This window comes from Acinetobacter sp. 40AMC3-4 (assembly GCF_049898185.1).
Lineage (GTDB): Bacteria > Pseudomonadota > Gammaproteobacteria > Pseudomonadales > Moraxellaceae > Acinetobacter.
The window spans coordinates 14,090-33,798 of the sequence record NZ_JAFCXG010000016.1 but is presented as its reverse complement, the minus strand read 5'-3'; the positions used below and the strand labels follow the sequence as shown (position 1 = coordinate 33,798).

Genomic DNA, 19,709 nt, shown 5'->3' with positions numbered 1-19,709 from the left:
TTTAAAACCTAAATGAACCCGTTCCATATCTAAAAATCGGTCCAAAATTACTTTATTTTGCCTAGCTCACAGGATATGAGTAAAAAAATTGGTCTAAAAAAAGCGCCTCGAAAGGCGCTTTTTTATATCTGATTTTATCCTGAAGGGTTATGCATCAATATCTGCATTCAAGGCATTTTCTTCAATGAAAGCACGACGTGGTTCTACGTCATCGCCCATCAAGCAAGAGAACATACGATCCGCTTCAATCGCATCGGTAACTGTCACTTGCAGCATGTTACGGTTGTCTGGATCCATGGTGGTTTCCCATAACTGTTCCGCATTCATCTCGCCCAGACCTTTATAGCGCTGGATCATCATGCCACGACGTGAGTCCTGCAAGATATGTTGCCAAACCTGATGGAAATTGCTGACCTGAATCTTGCGATCGCCTTTTTGCAAATATGCACCATCTTCAAGCAGACTAAACCAGCTCTTTGAATTCTTTAATAAACGTGCATATTCACTTGAACCTAACAGTACTGAGTCTAACAGGTAGCTATGTGGCAAGTTATGTACATAGATCGTGATACGTGGCAACCAGCTTGCAGTTTTTTGACCATCTGCCAGTTCTTTTTCAAAACGCTCCAGGGTTAATTCTGGACGTAATGTTGGCTGAATGGCTTCAATCGCTGCACGCAGATTCTCACCCCATGTTTCCACATAGGTTTTGTCTTCCAGCTGATCCAGCTTAAAACCTTCCAGTGAAAGTAGTGCATCAAGCAGACTCGCAGGATAACGCTGGGTCAAACGTGCCAAGCTCTTCTGGGAAGTCTGATAATCAGCAATCACATTCGCCAGTGCTTCACCACGAATCGCAGGCGCTTCTGCACTGATATGCAGTTCCAGCTCATCAATCGCATTCGAAATTAGGTAAGTTTCCAGTGCATCATTGTCCTTGATGTACTGTTCCTGCTTGCCTTTTTTCAGCTTGTACAGTGGTGGCTGGGCAATATAGATATGACCACGTTCCACAAGTTCTGGCATTTGACGGAAGAAGAAGGTCAACAGCAGCGTACGGATGTGTGAACCATCGACGTCAGCATCGGTCATGATGATGATTTTATGATAACGCAGTTTGTCCGGATTATATTCCTCACGACCAATACCACAGCCGAGTGCGGTAATCAGCGTACCAACTTCAGCAGAGGAAATCATGCGGTCAAAACGGGCACGTTCCACGTTCAGGATCTTACCTTTCAGCGGTAAAATCGCCTGCATTTTACGGTTACGACCTTGCTTGGCTGAACCACCTGCAGAATCACCCTCGACCAGGTACAGTTCAGACAAAGCTGGATCTTTTTCCTGACAATCGGCCAGTTTACCTGGAAGACCGGCAATATCCAGCGCACTCTTACGACGTGTCATTTCGCGTGCTTTACGCGCTGCATCACGCGCACGTGCTGCATCAATGATCTTGCCAGCAATCGCTTTGGCTGCTTGTGGATTTTCCAATAAATATTCAGAAAATGCCTTGTTCATGGCCTGTTCAACAGCCGTTTTCACTTCACTCGACACCAGTTTTTCTTTGGTCTGTGAAGAGAATTTTGGATCAGGTACTTTGACTGACACGATGGCAGTCAGGCCTTCACGCGCATCATCACCCGATACCGCAACTTTTTCCTTTTTCAGGATATTTTCGCTGTCCATGTAGTTGTTTAAACCACGGGTCAACGCAGCACGGAAACCGGCCAAATGCGTACCACCATCCTTTTGCGGGATGTTGTTGGTAAAGCAACGTACATTTTCCTGATAAGAATCATTCCACTGCAATGCGACTTCTACCGTAATACCGTTATCGGCCTGTGCAGCAGTGAAATGGAAAATATCATTCAGGTGAGTTTTGCCTTCGTTAATATATTTAACGAACTCAGACAGACCACCTTCATAATCAAAGACATGCTCGGCATTAATGCGTTCGTCACGCAGCACAATACGCACACCTGCGTTCAGGAACGACAGTTCACGCAAACGACGCGCCAAAATATCAACATTAAAAATGGTCTGACTAAAAGTCTCGGCACTTGGCCAGAAACGGACACGAGTACCGGTTCTATCGGTATCGCCCACTACTTTTAATGGATATTGAGAATCGCCATGACGGTATTCTTGTTCATGAATTTTACCGGCACGGTGAATGGTCAATTCGAGTTTTTCAGACAGTGCGTTGACTACGGAAACACCGACACCATGCAGACCGCCAGACACTTTATAACTGTTGTCGTCGAACTTACCACCGGCATGCAGAATGGTTAAAATCACCTCTGCTGCAGACACACCTTCTTCAGGGTGAATGTCGGTCGGAATACCACGACCATTATCAGAAACTGAAACCGATTCATCTTCATGGATCGTCACTATAATTTCATCACAGTGGCCTGCCAAGGCTTCATCAATCGAGTTGTCGACTACTTCAAACACCATGTGGTGCAGGCCTGTACCATCGTCTGTATCACCAATGTACATGCCCGGACGCTTACGGACTGCGTCTAAACCACGTAATACCTTGATGCTAGAGGAATCATAAGCCTTTTCAATGGTTTGTTCTGTTTGAGAAGCAGCTTGATCTTCTGAACTCATGGTTTCTCCCTAGTGAAAAATAGGTCTATCCAAAGATGGGTAAAACTCAAAAAATATTATTGCACAACTTGAACTGTACCGTTTTCAACACTGAATAACTGATATGAGATAGACAAATCATGTAAGTGCTTTTGTACTGATTCATGGTCTAAGGTGGTAATAAAAACTTGACTACCAAGTTGGCTCAATCGCTCAATTAAACGTTGTTGTGCGGTTAAATCTAATTCTGCTGTCACATCATCTAATAATACCACAGTTTCCTTATTACAAGAATGTAGCATTGCGATTTGCGACAGTTTTAGTGCGATCATCAGCAGCTTTTTCTGCCCGCGCGACAGGATCACATCAGCATCCCCCATCGGGGTCTTTAAACGCAAATCTGCGCGATGTGGGCCATATTCGGTATAGCGTCGCTCACAGTCTTTTTCATGCTGGTTGGTCAGATCATTTAGCAGGCCGGTTTCACTATGAAAGCCCGGACTGTATTCCAGACTGACTTGCAATTCAGGTAATAACTGTTTCAGATCATCTTCAAAAAATGGCTTCCATTGTTCCACAATCCCGACACGTTGCGAGTGCAGGATTTCACCATATTCACTCAGCATCTGGTTCCACGGTTCCAGATCAGACAGACTCAGAAAGCGTTTGCTTTTGAGCAGACTATTTCGCTGTTTCAGCGCACGAGAATAATATTGCCAGGCATGATAAAACTCTGGTTCCACGTGGAACATTAACCAGTCGAGCAATTGACGTCGTGGTTTGGCACCATGATCGATGATATCGGTACTTTGTGGATCAATCAGTTGCAAGGGTAACAGTTTGGCCAGTTGTCCCTGAGTTGCCACTAGATCGCCATTGACCTTGATCAACTGTTCCCCGCTGGCCATTTTTTGCATGCCTATTTTTTCAGTCGCAGATTGTGCAAACACAATCGCATCCTGTGCGCCATGCTGGATATAATTTTTGGGAATATGGGTACGGAAAGAACGACCAGCAGCAAGTAAATGAATCGCCTCTAAAATCGAGGTTTTACCTGAACCATTTTGGCCATAAAAAACATTAAACGGCTGCAATCCGTGGAGAGCAACCGTCTTTAAATTCCGCACACGCTCAATATGTAAACGCGTAATATGCATGTCTTATATAAATATCAAGAGCCGCGGCTTAAACACGCATCGGCATGACGACATAGGTTTGATCCGTATGCGCCGGGTCTTGTACCAAGACAGACTGATTCGCTTCAGTCATGGTCATTGACACATCATCGCCATCAAGCACACCGAGTACTTCAATCAGATACTGCGCATTAAATGACATTTCTAGCGGTGAATCAGCATATTGAATCGCCAGATCTTCAATCGCTTCATCCTGCTCCGGGTTATTGGCGCGAAGTTGCAAAGAATCGGCATTAAAGTTTAGAAACACACCACGCAGCTTTTCATTACTTAAAATCGCCACACGTTGCAAAGACTGCTTGAACACGTCATGTGCGATCATCACCACTTTGTCGCCACCACGTGGAATCACACGGCGATAATCCGGGAACTTACCATCAATCAGCTTGGTGGTGAAACGCACGGTAATATCCGCCTGTTCCTTGTCACGGCTTGGCATATTGATGGTCACATTGAGCAGTTCACGACCGATCAATAGAGATAATTGCTCATCTTCAACGCTGAGCAGGCGCTGTAATTCTGCAACGGCCTTACGTGGCACAATCGCCTGAATCGGCTGTGTTGCAGTAGATTGTGCCGCTGTTTCACATAGTGCCAGACGGTGGCCATCGGTAGTGACTGCACGTAGCTGATTGGTATCGATTTCCAGCAAAGTACCGGTTAGGTAAAAACGTACATCCTGAACCGCCATGGCAAAAGCAGTTTTTTCAAATAGACGTTTTAGCTCACGCTGTGTCACCGTCACTTGCGTGCCTTGGGTGTTTTCAGTGTTCAGTAATGGATAATCATCAGCAGGCAATGTCCCCAATACAAAACGGCTGTTGCCCGATTTAAGGATACAGCGCTGATCTTCAGTAATATGTAAATCCACCAATGCCGCTGAAGGAAGTGACTTACAGATATCAATCAGCTTACGTGAAGGAACTGTGGTCTCACCTTCCTGCAAACATGCACCTTCAGCCAGTGCTGTACTCGCCACCAGTTCGACTTCCAGGTCGGAACCGGTCACGGTCAATGCTTGCGCAGTCACCTGAATTTTCAGGTTAGACAGGATATTCAAGGTATGGCGACGTTCAACCGCTCCTACGACATGTGAGAGAACATTCAGTAAGCTTTCTTTCGCGATTTTTAAACGCACGGTGCATTCCTCTAAAGCTGAAGATTAATATAGAAAAAGTGATTTTTTTGACGGTTTACTATGCGGCAAAAGCAGCCGCATAGCAAGAATAGAATTTGAGCGATTTAGGTCAACTTTGCAACAGACGTTGCAGGTTTTTATAGTCTTCGTTAAAGATCGGATCTTCTTCACGCAGGCTCTGTACTTTCTCGCAGGCGTGCATCACGGTACTGTGATCACGACCGCCAAAAGCCATGCCAATTTCCGGAAAACTGTCGCCGGTGAGTTCACGGGCCAGCCCCATCGCCAGCTGACGTGGGCGGGCATAAATCCGGGTGCGTTTTGGACCAACCAGTTCTTTCAGTGGAATACGGAAATACTCACTCACCACACGCTGAATGTTTTCGGTACTAATGGTACGGGCACGAATCGCCAGCACATCTTTTAAAGATTCACGCACTACATCCAGATCAATTGGTGTGCCTTTAAAACGTGAAATCGCTACCACTTTGTTCAGCGCACCTTCAAGCTCACGTACGTTAGCCACCACCTGCTGGGCAATAAACAGCGCACAGTTACGTGGTAAATCGACTTGGTTGCTTTCGGCTTTTTTCAGCAGAATTTCAATTCGGGTTTCAATATCGGGTGGTTCAACTCCGACCGACAAGCCCCAAGAAAAACGTGAAACCAGACGTGGATCCAGTTCGGTTAGTTCTTTAGGATAACGATCCGAAGTCAGAATAATCTGTTTGGACTCATCCAGCAGTGCATTAAAGGTGTAGAAAAACTCGACCAAGCTGGCTTCTTTACCGGCCAACAAGTGAATATCATCAACCAGTAATAAATCCAGAGAACGGCAATTTTTCTTAAACTCTTCGACTTTGCCCTGCTGTAACGAGCTGACAAAGTCCTGTACAAAACTTTCTGCGGTCATGTACATGACACGTGCATTTGGCTTGGCCTGCAACAATGCATTACCGACCGCCTGCATCAAGTGAGTTTTACCCAGACCGGTCGGACCATATAAAAATAAGGGGTTGTGCTGTGAAGCACCCAGCTGGGTCAGTACCTTGCGACAGGTTTCTGCCGCCATCTGGTTAGATCGGCCTTCCACAAACAGCGAGAAGGTAAACAATGGATTCAACTGACGTCTACGGCTATTTTTGCCGCTGTCTTCTTTTTCTTTCTTCGGTTTCGGCACCGGCATCGGTATCGAAGTCAATGCCGCAGTCGTAGTCGCCGGTTGTTCACTGGCAGATAAAATTGCCCCTGGACGTGAATCCACTAAAATTTCGACCTTGCGTACCCGTCCTTCAGACAATTGCTCTGCCAGAATCGTGATCAGTTCCAGATGATGTTCTTGAATGTAACGCGTCCAGTAAGGATTAGGTGCATACAAACGCAAGCTGTCTTCCAGCTCTTCTGCAACCAATGGGCGAATCCACATTGTAAAGACATTTCCAGAGAGCTCTTGTCGCAGGCGATTTAAGCAGTCCGTCCAAAGCATGTGAATCCCCTATTCATTCCATTGTTCATTCAAAAAAGATGACCGCGACCAAAAGCGGGTCGCCATTCTAACCAAGTTATCCACATCTGTCATGGCAATCTCTACAAAAACTGTGCAAAAAGAAATCACCCTGCATAAATTTAAATTTAAAACCCAGTGTGGATAAGTTTATCCGCAAGCTGTGGATAAAATATACCATAAAGTTATCCACAAAGTATAAAATTAATAGAAACAGTTTTATCCACAACATAAGTTTATGTTTAATTAAATAAAAAGTGGCTTATCCATAGAAAAAGTGCTCCCTAATAGTAATAAATTTAAATTTATAAATTTGAATTTATTTATAAGATCACTGTTTTTTGTGGATAACTCAAAAAACTTCAAATTTAAATTCAAAACTACAGGTTAAATTTAAACTCTGGATAACATGTGGATAACTTTGTTGATAGAGTTGTTTATAACTTATATATATTTATATAACAATAACTTAATTTGTGATTAACTTGAATTGAACTATTTTTTATTAAGTTCTCCGAAAAAACAGGGGCTTTATCTTTTTTGATCTTATTTGAAAAGAAAACTGCTTTTGCATTGACAGCTCAAGCAATGAGCACTAAAATCGCGGACCTTCATAGAAAGATCATTTTTTGGAGTTTCAATATGAAACGTACATTCCAACCGTCTGAATTAAAGCGTAAGCGTGTTCATGGTTTCCGTGCTCGTATGGCTACTAAAGCTGGTCGTCAAGTATTAGCTCGCCGTCGTGCAAAAGGTCGTCATAGCTTAACTGTTTAATCAGTTACGCTAAGACGATTTTGGGTGTTATGACAAAACTTTATAGTTTTGGCACAGAGTTGCGATTACGCTGTGCTGCCGATTATAAAGGTGTCTTTGATGGTGCGCTTTTTAAAGTGCATCAACCCCATTTCTTATTTCTTGCAAAACATTCCGAACTGCCAAGTAGCCGTTTGGGTTTAGTTGTTGCCAAGAAGAAAGTGCGACGTGCACACGAAAGAAATCGAGTAAAACGACTTGCTCGCGAAAGTTTTCGCCTGCATCAACAGCAATTAGATGACTTAGACATTGTAATCATGCCGAAAATGGGTGTTGAAGCAGTGCCTAATGCAGAATTGCACCAGCAATTACAATTTGCCTGGCAGAAACTGAACCGTCTTGCCAAAAAGCATTCAAAAATAGCCCCCTCCCCACAAAAGTAGAGTTGGCCAATGGTACGTTTACTGCATTGGTTGATCCGTTTCTATCAGATTGCGATTAGTCCTCTTCTTGGACCGCGCTGTCGTTATATTCCAACTTGTTCTCAATATTCCTTGGAAGCAGTCCAGATGCATGGCGCTGGGCGTGGAGTGTGGCTGGCTACTAAACGTATTTGCCGTTGTCATCCGTGGGGGGGCTCGGGATATGATCCTGTTCCCTCAAAAGCGATTCGTTTTATTTCATTTCAGCAAATAGATTCTCAAACGCTTCACGTTGCTGTACCCTTTCGTGATCGTTTATTGAACCAAAATCACTCTCACCACTTGGGGTAATACATATGCAACAATGGGCCAGGATTGCAATTCTCGGAGCCATGTTTGTTGTCGCATATTTGCTCATTTTGGCGTGGCAAAAAGATTATGGAAATGCTGAAACAAAACCGCAGCAGGAAACTGCTATTGTTTCGCATGACGTATCTGCAGATTTGCCAAATGGTCAGACGGCTACAGTTGCCTCTGATCTGCCACAAGCAAATGTGCCAGCACAGCAAGCCACGGATGCCACAGCACCTGTAAGTCAGCAGCTTATTTCAGTACAAACTGACCTTTATCACCTTTGGATCAATCCTAAGGGTGGTGATATTGTTCGTATTGAATTACTCAATCATGACAAGAACAAAGACAGCGATGAACCGTTCGTGATGCTGGAAAGCGATGCGAAACGTACTTATGTCGCCCAGTCTGGCCTGATCGGTCTGAATGGACCGGACAGCAGCCGTAACGGCCGTCCAATGTATGAGCTAGAAAAAACTGCTTATACCCTGGCAGATGCGAAAACAGTCAAATCCAAAGATGGTGAAAACCTGAAAGTATTGTCTGTACCGCTAGTGTTTAAAACCGCTGACGGGATCGAGATTATCAAGACCTTCAATTTCACTGAAGGTGAATATCCGGTCGTGGTAAATCACAAAGTGGTTAACCGCAGTGGCCAGACCTGGCAAGGTCAGATGTTCGGTCAGATCAAACGCGATAACTCGGAAGATCCAGGCAAATCTGATCAGGGGATCTTCACACTGGGAACATTCCTGGGCGGTGCATGGGGTACCCCGGACGAGCAGTACAACAAGCTTAAATTCGACAACTTTGTTGAAGAAAAAGTCAGTACTGAAGCGACAGGTGGTTGGGTGGCAATGGTACAGCACTACTTTGTCAGTGCATGGGTTCCAGGTCAGCTAAAGTTGACTCAAGGCAATGGCGAAGCTTATAGCGCCAAGCTTGAATCACGTAAATCAACCGATAACATGAACATCATCGGTTTTACCTCCCCGACGTTCAATGTGCCAGCAGGTACAGTAGCTGAAATTGATGCGACTTTCTATTCAGGTCCAAAAATCCAGTCAGAACTGAAAGATTTGGCTGCGGGTTTAAACCAGACCGTTGATTATGGTTGGTTATGGCCAATTGCGAAATTACTGTTTGTTGGTCTTGAATTCTTCCATGGTCTGGTGGGTAACTGGGGCTGGGCAATTATTCTGTTGACCATCTTGGTGAAAGTGATCCTGTGGCCATTGTCGTCGAAGAGCTATCGCTCGATGGCGAAAATGCGTGTGATTGCGCCAGAAATGCAACGCATGAAAGAAGAGTTCGGTGAAGACCGCATGCGCTTCTCTCAAGAAATGATGGCATTGTACAAACGTGAACAGGTCAATCCGCTTGCCGGCTGTTTACCGCTGTTATTACAAATGCCGATTTTCCTGGCCTTGTACTGGGTGTTGATGGAATCTGTGGAACTGCGTCATGCGCCATGGATGCTGTGGATTCAGGATTTGTCTTCAATGGATCCTTGGTTCATTCTGCCGTTGTTGATGGGCTTGACGATGTATATCCAACAGTCGTTAAATCCACAACCAACTGATCCAATGCAGGCGAAAGTCTTCAAGTTTATGCCGATCATTTTTACCGTATTCTTGTTGTTCTTCCCGGCAGGCTTGGTTCTGTACTGGATCGTCAACAACTTGATCACGATTCTGCAACAAACTTTGATTAACAAGTCTGTTGCCAAAGATCGCGCGAAACGTGATGAGGCCACTCCAGTCAACTAAGTTGTACGGATAGGCTGAATAAATCCGCTTAAGATGGTAATCTTAGGCGGATTTTTTTTGGCTGTACTTTTGAGTCTTTGCAGGTGAATTTTATGCTCAACCGAACCACAACTATTGCTGCGATTGCAACTCCACCAGGACGTGGCGGCGTTGGGGTGATTCGCCTGTCAGGTCCGAAATCCTATGAAATTGCCCAGCAACTGACGCAAAAAGAGCTGCCCAAAGCCCGTTTTGCCGGTTTCCGCCAGTTCTACGATGCAGCAGGTGAAGTCATGGATGAAGGACTGGCGATTTGCTTCCCGAATCCAAACTCGTTTACCGGTGAAGATGTAGTGGAGCTACAAGGTCATGGCGGTCCGGTGATTCAGAATGCCCTGCTTGGCCGTTTGCTGGAACTGGGCGCCACTGCAGCCAAAGCGGGTGAATTCTCGATGCGTGCCTTTGAAAATGGCAAGCTGGATCTGGTGCAGGCTGAAGCAATTGCCGACCTGATTGATGCAACTTCGCAAGCGGCTGCACGTTCTGCGGTGCGTTCACTGCAAGGAGCTTTCTCGACCAAAGTCAATGCAGTCCTTGAGCAGCTGATTCATCTGCGTCTGCATGTGGAAGCCGCGATTGATTTTCCGGAAGAAGAAATTGATTTTCTCGCAGATGGCAAGATTTTAAATCTGCTAGATGGCGTATCCAGTGCCGTCACTCAAGTACAGCAATCCGCACGTCAAGGTCAGTTGTTACGTGAAGGTTTACAAGTCGTAATTGCGGGTAAACCGAATGCCGGTAAATCTTCGTTGCTGAATGCATTGGCTGGAATTGAACGCGCAATTGTGACTAATATTGCCGGCACCACCCGTGATGTCTTGCATGAAAAGATTACTTTAAATGGTCTGCCGATTACCCTGACTGATACTGCGGGCCTGCGTGAAACTGGCGATATCGTGGAAAAAGAAGGAATCCGCCGCGCGATTAAAGAAATCGAACAGGCCGATTTATTGCTTTTGGTCTATGACTTAAGTCAGGGCGAAGATCCGCTGCAACTTGCTCAGGAATATTTTGCTGAACATATAGAACCGAAACGTTTAATGCTGATTGGCAATAAATGCGACCTGACCGGTGCTGAAGCCGTGATTGGCGATTTAAATGGTTTCCGGCATATTGCAGTCTCTGCCAAGCAAGAAACTGGCGTTCAAGCGCTCATAGAGGCGATTACAGCGCATGCAGGCTTCCAGCCTGAGGAAGACACCTTTATCGCACGTACCCGTCATTTAGATGCAATGAAGCGCACTCAGCTCTATCTGGCTGAGGCGCGTGAACAACTGGTGGTGTATAACGCCGGTGAACTGGTAGCGGAGTCCTTACGTCTGGCGCAAAATGCATTGGGTGAGATCACTGGTGATTTCAGTGCAGATGACCTGCTGGGCAAGATCTTCGGTTCATTCTGTATTGGAAAGTAATTATTTAATAAAACATCAAAAAAGCCCTCAACTGAGGGCTTTTTTTAGGCTGGTTGATGAGATTTTTGATACGCCCACCACAGCGCAAAACACAATAGACTGATCGCGATACAAAAGCTGATCACAGCGAAATCCAGCCCCCAGTGATCGGCCAGATAACCCACAGCAATGATAGGGACAATAGTGCCCAGATAGGCAATAAACAGATAGGTCGACATGACGGCTGCACGGTTGTCTAAGCTGGTCATTTGATGAATCAGTGCAAAAGCACCCATCAGGGCAAACCCATGGCCAATTCCAAAGCAAATATCACTGATAAAAAATAGCAGGCTGATTTTCGAATACATGCATAGTGCTAAAATGATCAGGCTCAAGCACATCATCATCAGGCCGATATTCAGACATTTAGACGCTGCGACCGCTTTGGCCATAAACTGCACGATCACTGAAACCACTAAGATACTGGTAATGGCCAGTCCGCTGACCAGAGGGCCATGCCAAGGTAAAATATTTCGGACAAAGGATGGCGACAGGGAAGCAAACAGGCTAAAGGCGGCAAAGGCACTAAAAGCTGTCACTGCAATAATCATAAACACACGATGAAACTGGGCTTCAGGTCGTTGCAGTTTAGGCGCCATGCTAAAGGGCTGCACCTCAAACTTGGGTGCTTTAATCCAGAACAGGCCAATCAGACACAATACGGCACCCAAAATAATCGGCAAATATGGCATCACCAAAGGCGCAGCGGAAAACTGCGCAATCACGCCACCGACCAAAGGTCCCAAACCAAAACCCATTGCAGTAATGATTGAAATCAGTTGCGGTGCAGTGTGCTTATGGCTTTCCGGGATGGTATGCATTAAACCCATCATGGCAGAAGTGGTCATCAAGCCCGAGGCAATCCCAATAATAAAACGGCCAATCGAGAGGATCAGTGCATTCTGGGCAAAAACGGAAATGATCAGACCCAGCGTGATCAGGGCCAGACCAATTTGCAGGGTCCGTAAAAATCCGATGCTGTTACTGGTTCTGCCCAAAAACAACAAGGTCGAGAGACAGCCAAACATATAGGCGACAAAAATGTAGGTGATCTGGCTGGGAAGCAAATGCCAGAGCTGTTGATAAATCGGATAAAGCGGACTGGCCAAAGCAGTACCAATCGTTCCCATCATTAAAGCCAGGCTGACCATCAAGAACGGTCGCCAGCTGGTCGTTATTGTCATGAAAATGCCGTTATAGTGTTGATCCTTGGCCAATCCATGTCAGGGCGTAGCGAGGAAAATAAAAAGTGTCTGCAGTTTAGAATGGATGCAGAAAATCGGTCAAGGTTGAATGAGTAAGATATTTATCATTTAAAATATTTTAATTATATAAAACAATTGCTTATTGTGAATATTTATGTGATTTCTAGATATCTTGAAGTTCAATCTAACGCTATACATGGTGTTCCACGTGAAACATTATGAGCTTATTTAACTGAGTGTAAACAGTAACATAAATGTTTGAGAAATTTAAAAGCAGAGCGATTAGAATCGAAGCATATTCTTATCCAATTCATGTAGAACATTCATGTTAAAAAAAACACTGATCATTAGTTTAAGTACATTTATTTCAAGCTTCGCATTTGCCAATATTGATACGGTACAAGCTAACTTGGCAAAAAACAGTCCCAATTTAAAAATTGAAAATATTCAAACCACGGAGATGAAAGGCATCTATAGCGGTTCCATGCAGGGCCAAGTGGTTTATCTAAATGAAGATGCCAAACATCTGATTGCCGGCCCGATGCTGCGGATTCAGGATCAACATAATCTGACCCGCGATTTAATGCTAAAACAAAATAGTATCGACTGGAAAAAATTACCGCTTCAGGATGCAGTGAAAAGTGTAAGAGGTACGGGTAAACGTCAGATTGCCATCTTTTCTGACCCAAATTGCCCGTATTGTAAAAAGCTTGAGCTAGAGCTGAAAAAATTGAATGACTTGACCATTTATACCTTTATTCTTCCTTTAAAACCCCAGTCGGTTGCTCCTTCAAAACAGGTGTATTGCGAGTCTAATCCAGCTCAGGCATGGGAAAATCTGATTGCTCAAGGGATTCAACCTAAATCGAAAAAAAGTTGCGCCAATCCGATTGAACGGAATAAAAAACTGGCTCAGTCTATGGGCGTGAATGGTACTCCTGCGATTATTTTTTCCAATGGTTTTAAGGTGATAGGCGCCTATCCAGCAGAGCAGATTGAACAGATTTTTAAAGAATTCAATTTATAAAAATTAAATAAAGATATCAGTCGCTCAATATAAAAAAAGCACCTCATGGGGTGCTTTTTTTTATTAAGGTGATCCAGTCAGGCATCAGCTTGATTTAGACCGTGCGGCGTTTGGTCACCATATTATAAATAAACAGAATAATCACAGCACCAATCACGGAAGCAATCAGACCTGCTGCGGAATCTGCCGAGTACAGACCGAGCATACGACCACCAAAAGTCGCCAACAAGGAGCCGGCAATACCCAGCAAGGTGGTCATGATAAAGCCTGCCTTGTCATTACCCGGATGAATGGCACGTGCAATTAGACCTGCTACAAAACCAATGACGATCGCCACAATAATTGTCCACATATGCATACTCCTTCTTATCATGTCTTTGTTTTCACATCTGTTTAATCATCTTGAAATAAAGTCAGGATCATAAAAAGTTGAATCCTGAAACGAGATGTTATTTTTTGTTCCCGGTTTTTTCTGTATTTTAGGTATAAAAAAAGTGGCTTATGCCACTTTTTTCAACCTGATTTTAAAGACCGATTTCACCAATAAATGGCAGGTGACGGTACTTCTGGTCATAGTCCAAGCCATAACCCACAATAAATTTATCTTCAACTTCAAAGCCCATAAATTCGACCTTCAAATCGATTTCACGACGCGATGGTTTACTTACCAAAGTACACAGTTGAATCGAGTTAGGTTCACGGGTTTGCAGGATTTCGAGTACCTTGCTTAAGGTGTTGCCTGAGTCAATAATATCTTCAACCACCAGCACATCTTTACCACGGATTTCACCGTCTAAATCTTTCAGGATTTTTACATCACGTGACGATACCGTGCCACCGCCATAACTGGACACAGTCATGAAATCCAATTCATGCGGTTTTGAAATCACACGACATAAATCAGCCATAAAAATCACTGAACCACGTAATAAACCGATGAGCACAAGTTCTTTGTCACTATTGGCATAGTGTGCATTGATTTGAGCACCAAGCTCTTTGACTTTAGCTTGAATTTCTTCAGCGGAAATCATTACGCTCATTTGAACGGTCATGGGTAGATACCTAAAAAGTAAAAATAGCAAAATAAAAAAGGTGTTGACCTGCAACACCTGAATACGTCGCAATTTTAATACATCCCTAGCAGAGATGCACCTGTTTTGCTGGCTGTAAATGTAATCATTTTTTAGCCGCTGCTGAATCGCGTTTCAATAAAAAAACACAGCCCAGTGCCATTGCAGACAGGATCAAGTATTGGCGACGGCGGGATTTTTTTGTTTTATTCACTGGATGCTGCTTTGACATAAACGGCTGCTCCATAGACATAGGTGGCTGCAATATTACGGTCATCACCAAGCATGGTCAGTGCAAAAAATGCATCTTCAATATTTTTAGCTTTGCTCTGGCGTAACTGCTGTAAGGCAGTGGCATTGAGATCCAGAACCACAAAGTCGGCTTCTTTGCCAATATTAAAGTTCCCCAGGCGATCATCTAGACTCAAGGCTTTGGCACCGCCTAAAGTGGCATGATACAAGGCCTCAAAGGCAGAGAGTTTTTCGCCCTGCAACTGCTGCACCTTATAGGCTTCATTCAGGGTTTGCAGCTGATTAAATGATGTCCCTGCCCCAATGTCTGTACCTAAGCCGACTTTGACCCCTTTGTCCCAGGTCTTTTTCAGGGGAAATAAGCCACTGCCCAGGAACAGGTTTGAGGTCGGACAGAAGGCAATGGCGGAGTCGGTCTGATGCATACAATCCCATTCCTTATCTTCCAGATGCACACAATGTGCGAAGACGGACTTGCTCCCGGTTAAACCATAATGATGATACACATCCAGATAACCTTCACGTTCAGGAAAGAGTTCTTTTACCCAGGCAATTTCATTTTTATTTTCACTCAAATGGGTATGTACATACACGTCCGGATATTCACTTTTGAGCTGGCCGGCTTTTTGTAATTGTTCAGGTGTTGAGGTCGGTGCAAAGCGTGGGGTAATCGCATACAGATTCCGCCCCTGTCCATGCCACTTTTCAATCAGCGTTTTAGAGTCAATATAAGCCGTTTCTGCTGTATCCGTCAGCGCTTCCGGTGCATGACGGTCCATCAGGACTTTACCCGCAATCAGACGCATATTGCGTGTGGTTGCGGCATTAAATAAAGCATCTACGGATTCAGGATGAACGGTACAAAAGACCAGTGCAGTGGTGGTGCCGTTTTTAAGCAATTCCTGCACGAAAAATTCGGCAATTCTTTCGCTGTAGAATGCATCTTGGAACTGGATTTCAGTGGGGAATGTATAGGTATTTAACCATTCCAGCAGTTGTTCACCATAAGCCCCGACCATTTCCGTTTGCGGGAAATGAATATGGGTGTCGATAAATCCGGGAACAATCAGTTGATCTGGATAGTGTTGTAATTCAAGGTCGGTAGGAAGTCGTGACTGCCCTTCTTGCCAAGGACCAAACCACTGGATTTTACCTTCGTGAATGATGACTAAACCATCTTCTACATATCGCACTTGGTCGTGTATATCACGTGCTTGGGCAACTGTATTCTGAATATCGAGGAAGCGACCACGGATCGCTGTCGTTGCAATTACAGAAGACATTTTAAACCTACGCTTTTAATTTTTTCGATTGATTGTAGCTGAAAAAATTGCCATGTTTGTATGAACATTCATATTTAAATAGCGATCCAGATTCTTCTATGACCCCATCCAATTATTATGATCAATTTCAACAGATCGTACGTGCGCAGCCGACCTTAATGCGCATCTTGCATCAGTTAGCACAATTACACTCTGACGCTTATGTCGCAGCGGGTGTGTTACGTCATGTGATCTGGGCGCATTTACATGGCTGGGAATATGAAATAAATCATACTGAGGTCGATGTGATTTTCTATGATGAAAATGAGCAGGCTCGCGCTATAGAACAGCAACTTGCAGATCAGTTAAAAGACTATTTTCCAGATATCTGTTGGGATGTGACCAATCAAGCCTTTGTACATGAGTGGTATCGTACCGATCAAAATGAAAGTATTGAGCCTTTAACTTTAATTAGTCATGCGCTGTCATTATGGCCAGAAACTGTCACGGCCTTGGCACTGCGCCTGAAAGATGATGAGTTGGAGTTGATTGCTCCTTTCGGTTTAGCAGATTTATTTGAGTTAAAGCTGCGTTGAAATCCGAATTTAGTCAGTTATGCCGTGTTCGAACAACGCATGCTGAGCAAACAGTTTTTACAAAAATGGCCCAAATTATCCCTGATAGAACAATAAAAAAAAGCCTGCTGATGCAGGCTTTTTTGATGATTACTTTTTACAGGGTGGTTTCGTTATATTTCTTGCTATGACGAATCGACAAGATCGCGGTCACAGTCAGGACAATCACAATAAAGCTCAAAGAAATCCAGATCGGCATATGGAACACATCCAGCATCAGCATCTTAAAGCCGATAAAGACCAGAATGATCCCGAGGCCATAAGGCAGATAATGCATTTTTGAGGCTGCGCCCGAGAGCAGGAAGAACATTGCGCGCAGGCCTAAAATCGCCATCAGGTTTGCAGTGAGGACAATAAAGGGATCGGTGGTGACGGCAAAAATAGCCGGAATAGAATCGACGGCAAAGATGACATCAGAGGCTTCAACCAGGATCAGGACCAGGAACAACGGCGTTGCCCAGAGCAAACCATTTTGACGGACAAAGAATTTGTCGCCCTGAAGTTGCGGGGTAATACGCATATGTTTACGCAGCCATTTTAGAATCGCCATATCTTCAATATTGCTGTCTTCTTCATGCTGACCACGCAGGAATTTGAAGCCGGTATACACCAGGAACGCACCGAAGATATATAGAATCCAGGAGAATTCCTGCACGAACCACGCGCCAATAAAAATAAAGATAGTTCTGAGCACAATCGCACCCAGTACGCCATATAACAGCAGCTTGCGTTGCAGTGCGGGTGGAATGGCGAAGGCCGCGAAGATCATCAGCCAGACAAAGACGTTATCAATCGCCAGGGATTTTTCCAGCAGATAACCGGCAAAGTATTCCATGACCTTAGCATTGGCAATTGCCGTGCCTGCGGTCTGCTCCAGATACAGCCATAAGCCGCCACCAAATAAAGTCGCGACACTGACCCAGGCAATACTCCAGTAGGCAGCAGTACGGACTTTAACTTCCTGACCATGCTGATGCTTAAAGCCGACAAAATCGATTATCAGCATGACTGCGACAATCGCGAAAAAGACGAGATACAGCCAGAGTGTACCAATGGTTTCCATGTGAATTCTCCACATCGGACAACTAGCCATAAAAAAACCTTGACCAGTTGCCAGATGAAAAACATCTATAACAACATGATCAAGGTCTTGCCTACATCTTACTGTTCCACTTTTTTATATAAAGTGTGACTTCAAGATGCTCAGATACCGACTTTTTGCAAAGTGTAATGACGATATTCTGACACGTTTAAAAATTGAAATTTCATTCTTAAACGCTTGGAGGAGGCTACTCCCCTTGTTCAAACTAAATTTTATTTGAGCGGTAGCTCAATGTGCAGCAAGCATGACAGATTTTTGCTAAGACTACAATTTCATTTACAAAAATCATGCTTCAAGGCGCTTTCTTACCTAAGAAATCCGGACGCTGAATCAGATATAAGCTGATCAGAAAACCTAGGCTAGCCAAGATGGCTCCTACCCAGCCAATACTATGTAATCCGATATGTGCCGTTACCAGACCGCCAAGTAAGGCGCCGCCGCCAATCCCGACATTATACAGACCTGAAAAAATTGCCATGGCGACATCGGTTGCATCAGAAGCCAAATTTAAGGTCTTGGCTTGCAAGGCCAGACTAAAGCCAATAATGCTGATGCCCCAGATTAACGCCAGGCTATTGAGCTGAATTACACCCTGAGACAGGGGCAGCAATAACAGCAGCGAGATCCCTAGCCCGAGTGTAAATAGCGGAATGGTGAGTCGGGGAAAATGCGGTGCAAAGCGGCCAAATACATAAGACCCGATCAGGCCCGCACCGCCATAAATCAGCAATAAGCTGGTGGTCTGTGCAGAGCTGAATTGCGCAATATTCAGCGCAAAGGGTTCAATATAACTATAGGCGGTAAATTGCGCACTAATCACAAGCACGGTAAGCGCAAAGACCAGCATCAGGCTGGGACGTTTTAGCAAGCTTTTTAAACTGCTGAGTGAACCTGAATTAACACTTGGCAATAAAGGCAAGGTTTTGGCCAGCAGTACGCAGACCACGCTTGCCACAACTGCGATCAAGGCAAAACTATTGCGCCAGCCATAGGCCTCCCCGACCATCCGGCCAAAGGGAATTCCCAAAACCATCGCCATGGCGGTACCGGTAGCCAATAAGCCCAGTGCCTGAAACTCTTTGCCCTTTGGCGCAACCCGCACGGCAAGCGACGCCGTAATTGACCAGAACAGCGCATGCGCCACGGCAATACCAATTCGGCTCAGCACCAGAATGCTAAAGCTCCAGGCAAAATAGGACAGCACATGACTGAAAATAAACACCGCAAATAAAACCATCAGCAGAAAGCGCCGTTCAATATTTTTGGTCAGTAACATCATTGGCAAAGACAACAGCGCCACAACCCAGGCATAAATTGTCAGCATCCACCCGACCTGAGTCGGTGACATGGCAAAACTGGTACCAATATCACTTAATAGCGCCACCGGGATAAATTCGGTGGTATTGAAAATAAAGGCAGCAGAGGCTAAAGCAATCACACAGACCCATTGACGCGTCACCGAAGAGGTGGAAGAAAAGCTGGACATACATATCTGATAAAAAGAACCGGCCGGCAGTTTAAACCTGTTGAGCAAAATGCGGTATTGGTCAGAAGGACAGATTCACAATCCTTTAAAAGAAATCTAACAATAGAGCAGGGAAAAATATGTCAGTCTGGCTTAAAAACAAGGAGAGGATCGGTATGTTGATCGAGCATCAGCAACAGGACACTGGAGGTTTATGGTTTGTAGAGCCAAATGAAAAACGTCTGGCAGAAATGAGTTATTCCAGAGTAAATGAAGATCAATTAGTGATTGAACACACCTGGGTCGATGACAGCCTACGCGGACAGCACGTCGGGTATTATCTGGTCGAGGCCGCTGTGAATTTTGCCCGTGAACACGGCATCAGGATTATTCCAAAATGTCCTTTTGCCAAATCCGTGTTCGAGCGAGAGCCTCGCTTTAATGATGTTTTATAATTTTAAAATGAC

The 19,709-nt window shown here is 44.6% G+C and carries 17 protein-coding genes and 1 pseudogene; 8 read left to right on the top strand and 10 right to left on the bottom strand.

The features are described from left to right. Positions 1–147 precede the first annotated feature (147 nt). The 4 genes from gyrB to dnaA all read right to left on the bottom strand — a co-directional run bounded on the left by gyrB (position 148) and on the right by dnaA (position 6,418). Positions 148–2,619, bottom strand: coding sequence for a DNA topoisomerase (ATP-hydrolyzing) subunit B (gyrB, locus tag ACP7BU_RS14025; RefSeq protein WP_148335201.1), 2,472 nt, complete (start codon positions 2,617–2,619; stop codon positions 148–150). Between the two features lie 56 nt (positions 2,620–2,675). Next, positions 2,676–3,755 (bottom strand): DNA replication/repair protein RecF, encoded by a 1,080-nt coding sequence (gene recF / locus ACP7BU_RS14020; RefSeq protein WP_114541696.1) that lies wholly within the window; start codon positions 3,753–3,755, stop codon positions 2,676–2,678. A 28-nt stretch (positions 3,756–3,783) separates the two neighbouring features. Then, positions 3,784–4,932 (bottom strand): DNA polymerase III subunit beta, encoded by a 1,149-nt coding sequence (gene dnaN, locus ACP7BU_RS14015; protein WP_425880142.1) that lies wholly within the window; start codon positions 4,930–4,932, stop codon positions 3,784–3,786. A 109-nt stretch (positions 4,933–5,041) separates the two neighbouring features. Next, a complete protein-coding gene (dnaA, locus tag ACP7BU_RS14010) occupies positions 5,042–6,418 on the bottom strand; it encodes a chromosomal replication initiator protein DnaA (RefSeq protein ID WP_005104955.1) in 1,377 nt (458 codons plus the stop codon). 660 nt (positions 6,419–7,078) lie between these two features. Here dnaA and rpmH point away from each other — a divergent pair. The 5 genes from rpmH to mnmE all read left to right on the top strand — a co-directional run bounded on the left by rpmH (position 7,079) and on the right by mnmE (position 11,185). Next, positions 7,079–7,213, top strand: a complete 135-nt coding sequence (gene rpmH / locus ACP7BU_RS14005) for a 50S ribosomal protein L34 (protein WP_000831329.1) — start codon at positions 7,079–7,081, stop codon at positions 7,211–7,213. 29 nt (positions 7,214–7,242) lie between these two features. Beyond that, on the top strand, positions 7,243–7,635 hold the full coding sequence (gene rnpA / locus ACP7BU_RS14000; RefSeq protein ID WP_425880141.1) for a ribonuclease P protein component: 393 nt from the start codon (positions 7,243–7,245) through the stop codon (positions 7,633–7,635). Positions 7,636–7,644: 9 nt separating this feature from the next. Beyond that, entirely contained in the window at positions 7,645–7,965 is a 321-nt protein-coding gene (gene yidD / locus ACP7BU_RS13995; protein ID WP_004281931.1) for a membrane protein insertion efficiency factor YidD, read from the top strand. A 5-nt stretch (positions 7,966–7,970) separates the two neighbouring features. Next, positions 7,971–9,734: a membrane protein insertase YidC gene (yidC, locus tag ACP7BU_RS13990; protein ID WP_425880140.1), complete on the top strand. Its 1,764-nt coding sequence runs from the start codon at positions 7,971–7,973 to the stop codon at positions 9,732–9,734. A 92-nt stretch (positions 9,735–9,826) separates the two neighbouring features. Continuing rightward, positions 9,827–11,185: a tRNA uridine-5-carboxymethylaminomethyl(34) synthesis GTPase MnmE gene (gene mnmE, locus ACP7BU_RS13985; protein WP_044111657.1), complete on the top strand. Its 1,359-nt coding sequence runs from the start codon at positions 9,827–9,829 to the stop codon at positions 11,183–11,185. A gap of 44 nt (positions 11,186–11,229) precedes the next feature. Here mnmE and ACP7BU_RS13980 read toward each other — a convergent pair whose 3' ends face one another. Continuing rightward, complete coding sequence (locus ACP7BU_RS13980) at positions 11,230–12,375, bottom strand: MFS transporter (RefSeq protein WP_425880146.1); 1,146 nt, start codon at positions 12,373–12,375, stop codon at positions 11,230–11,232. 379 nt (positions 12,376–12,754) lie between these two features. On the opposite strand from ACP7BU_RS13980, the gene ACP7BU_RS13975 reads away from it, so the two are divergent. Continuing rightward, positions 12,755–13,456, top strand: a complete 702-nt coding sequence (locus tag ACP7BU_RS13975; protein ID WP_425880139.1) for a DsbC family protein — start codon at positions 12,755–12,757, stop codon at positions 13,454–13,456. A 94-nt stretch (positions 13,457–13,550) separates the two neighbouring features. Here the strand turns inward: ACP7BU_RS13975 and ACP7BU_RS13970 are convergent, their stop codons facing one another. The 3 genes from ACP7BU_RS13970 to guaD form a co-directional block, all read right to left on the bottom strand. Beyond that, complete coding sequence (locus ACP7BU_RS13970) at positions 13,551–13,808, bottom strand: GlsB/YeaQ/YmgE family stress response membrane protein (protein WP_004281926.1); 258 nt, start codon at positions 13,806–13,808, stop codon at positions 13,551–13,553. A gap of 172 nt (positions 13,809–13,980) precedes the next feature. After that, positions 13,981–14,508 (bottom strand): hypoxanthine phosphoribosyltransferase, encoded by a 528-nt coding sequence (hpt, locus tag ACP7BU_RS13965; protein ID WP_004647133.1) that lies wholly within the window; start codon positions 14,506–14,508, stop codon positions 13,981–13,983. Between the two features lie 224 nt (positions 14,509–14,732). Next, complete coding sequence (guaD, locus tag ACP7BU_RS13960; protein WP_425880138.1) at positions 14,733–16,061, bottom strand: guanine deaminase; 1,329 nt, start codon at positions 16,059–16,061, stop codon at positions 14,733–14,735. 98 nt (positions 16,062–16,159) lie between these two features. Between guaD and ACP7BU_RS13955 the strand changes: the two are divergent. Next, a pseudogene (locus ACP7BU_RS13955) lies at positions 16,160–16,732 on the top strand (nucleotidyltransferase family protein). Positions 16,733–16,772: 40 nt separating this feature from the next. On the opposite strand, the gene ACP7BU_RS13950 reads toward ACP7BU_RS13955, so the two are convergent. Both ACP7BU_RS13950 and ACP7BU_RS13945 read right to left on the bottom strand, forming a co-directional pair. Continuing rightward, the gene (locus ACP7BU_RS13950; RefSeq protein ID WP_004728997.1) at positions 16,773–17,738 is read right to left on the bottom strand and encodes a TerC family protein; all 966 of its coding nucleotides are present in this window, start codon (positions 17,736–17,738) and stop codon (positions 16,773–16,775) included. A 331-nt stretch (positions 17,739–18,069) separates the two neighbouring features. Further along, positions 18,070–19,263 carry a sugar transporter gene (locus tag ACP7BU_RS13945; RefSeq protein ID WP_425880137.1) on the bottom strand — a complete coding sequence of 398 codons (1,194 nt, stop codon included), beginning with the start codon at positions 19,261–19,263 and terminating at the stop codon, positions 18,070–18,072. A gap of 155 nt (positions 19,264–19,418) precedes the next feature. Here ACP7BU_RS13945 and ACP7BU_RS13940 point away from each other — a divergent pair, with 155 nt between their 5' ends. Next, positions 19,419–19,697, top strand: coding sequence for a GNAT family N-acetyltransferase (locus tag ACP7BU_RS13940; RefSeq protein ID WP_005094867.1), 279 nt, complete (start codon positions 19,419–19,421; stop codon positions 19,695–19,697). Positions 19,698–19,709 lie beyond the last annotated feature (12 nt).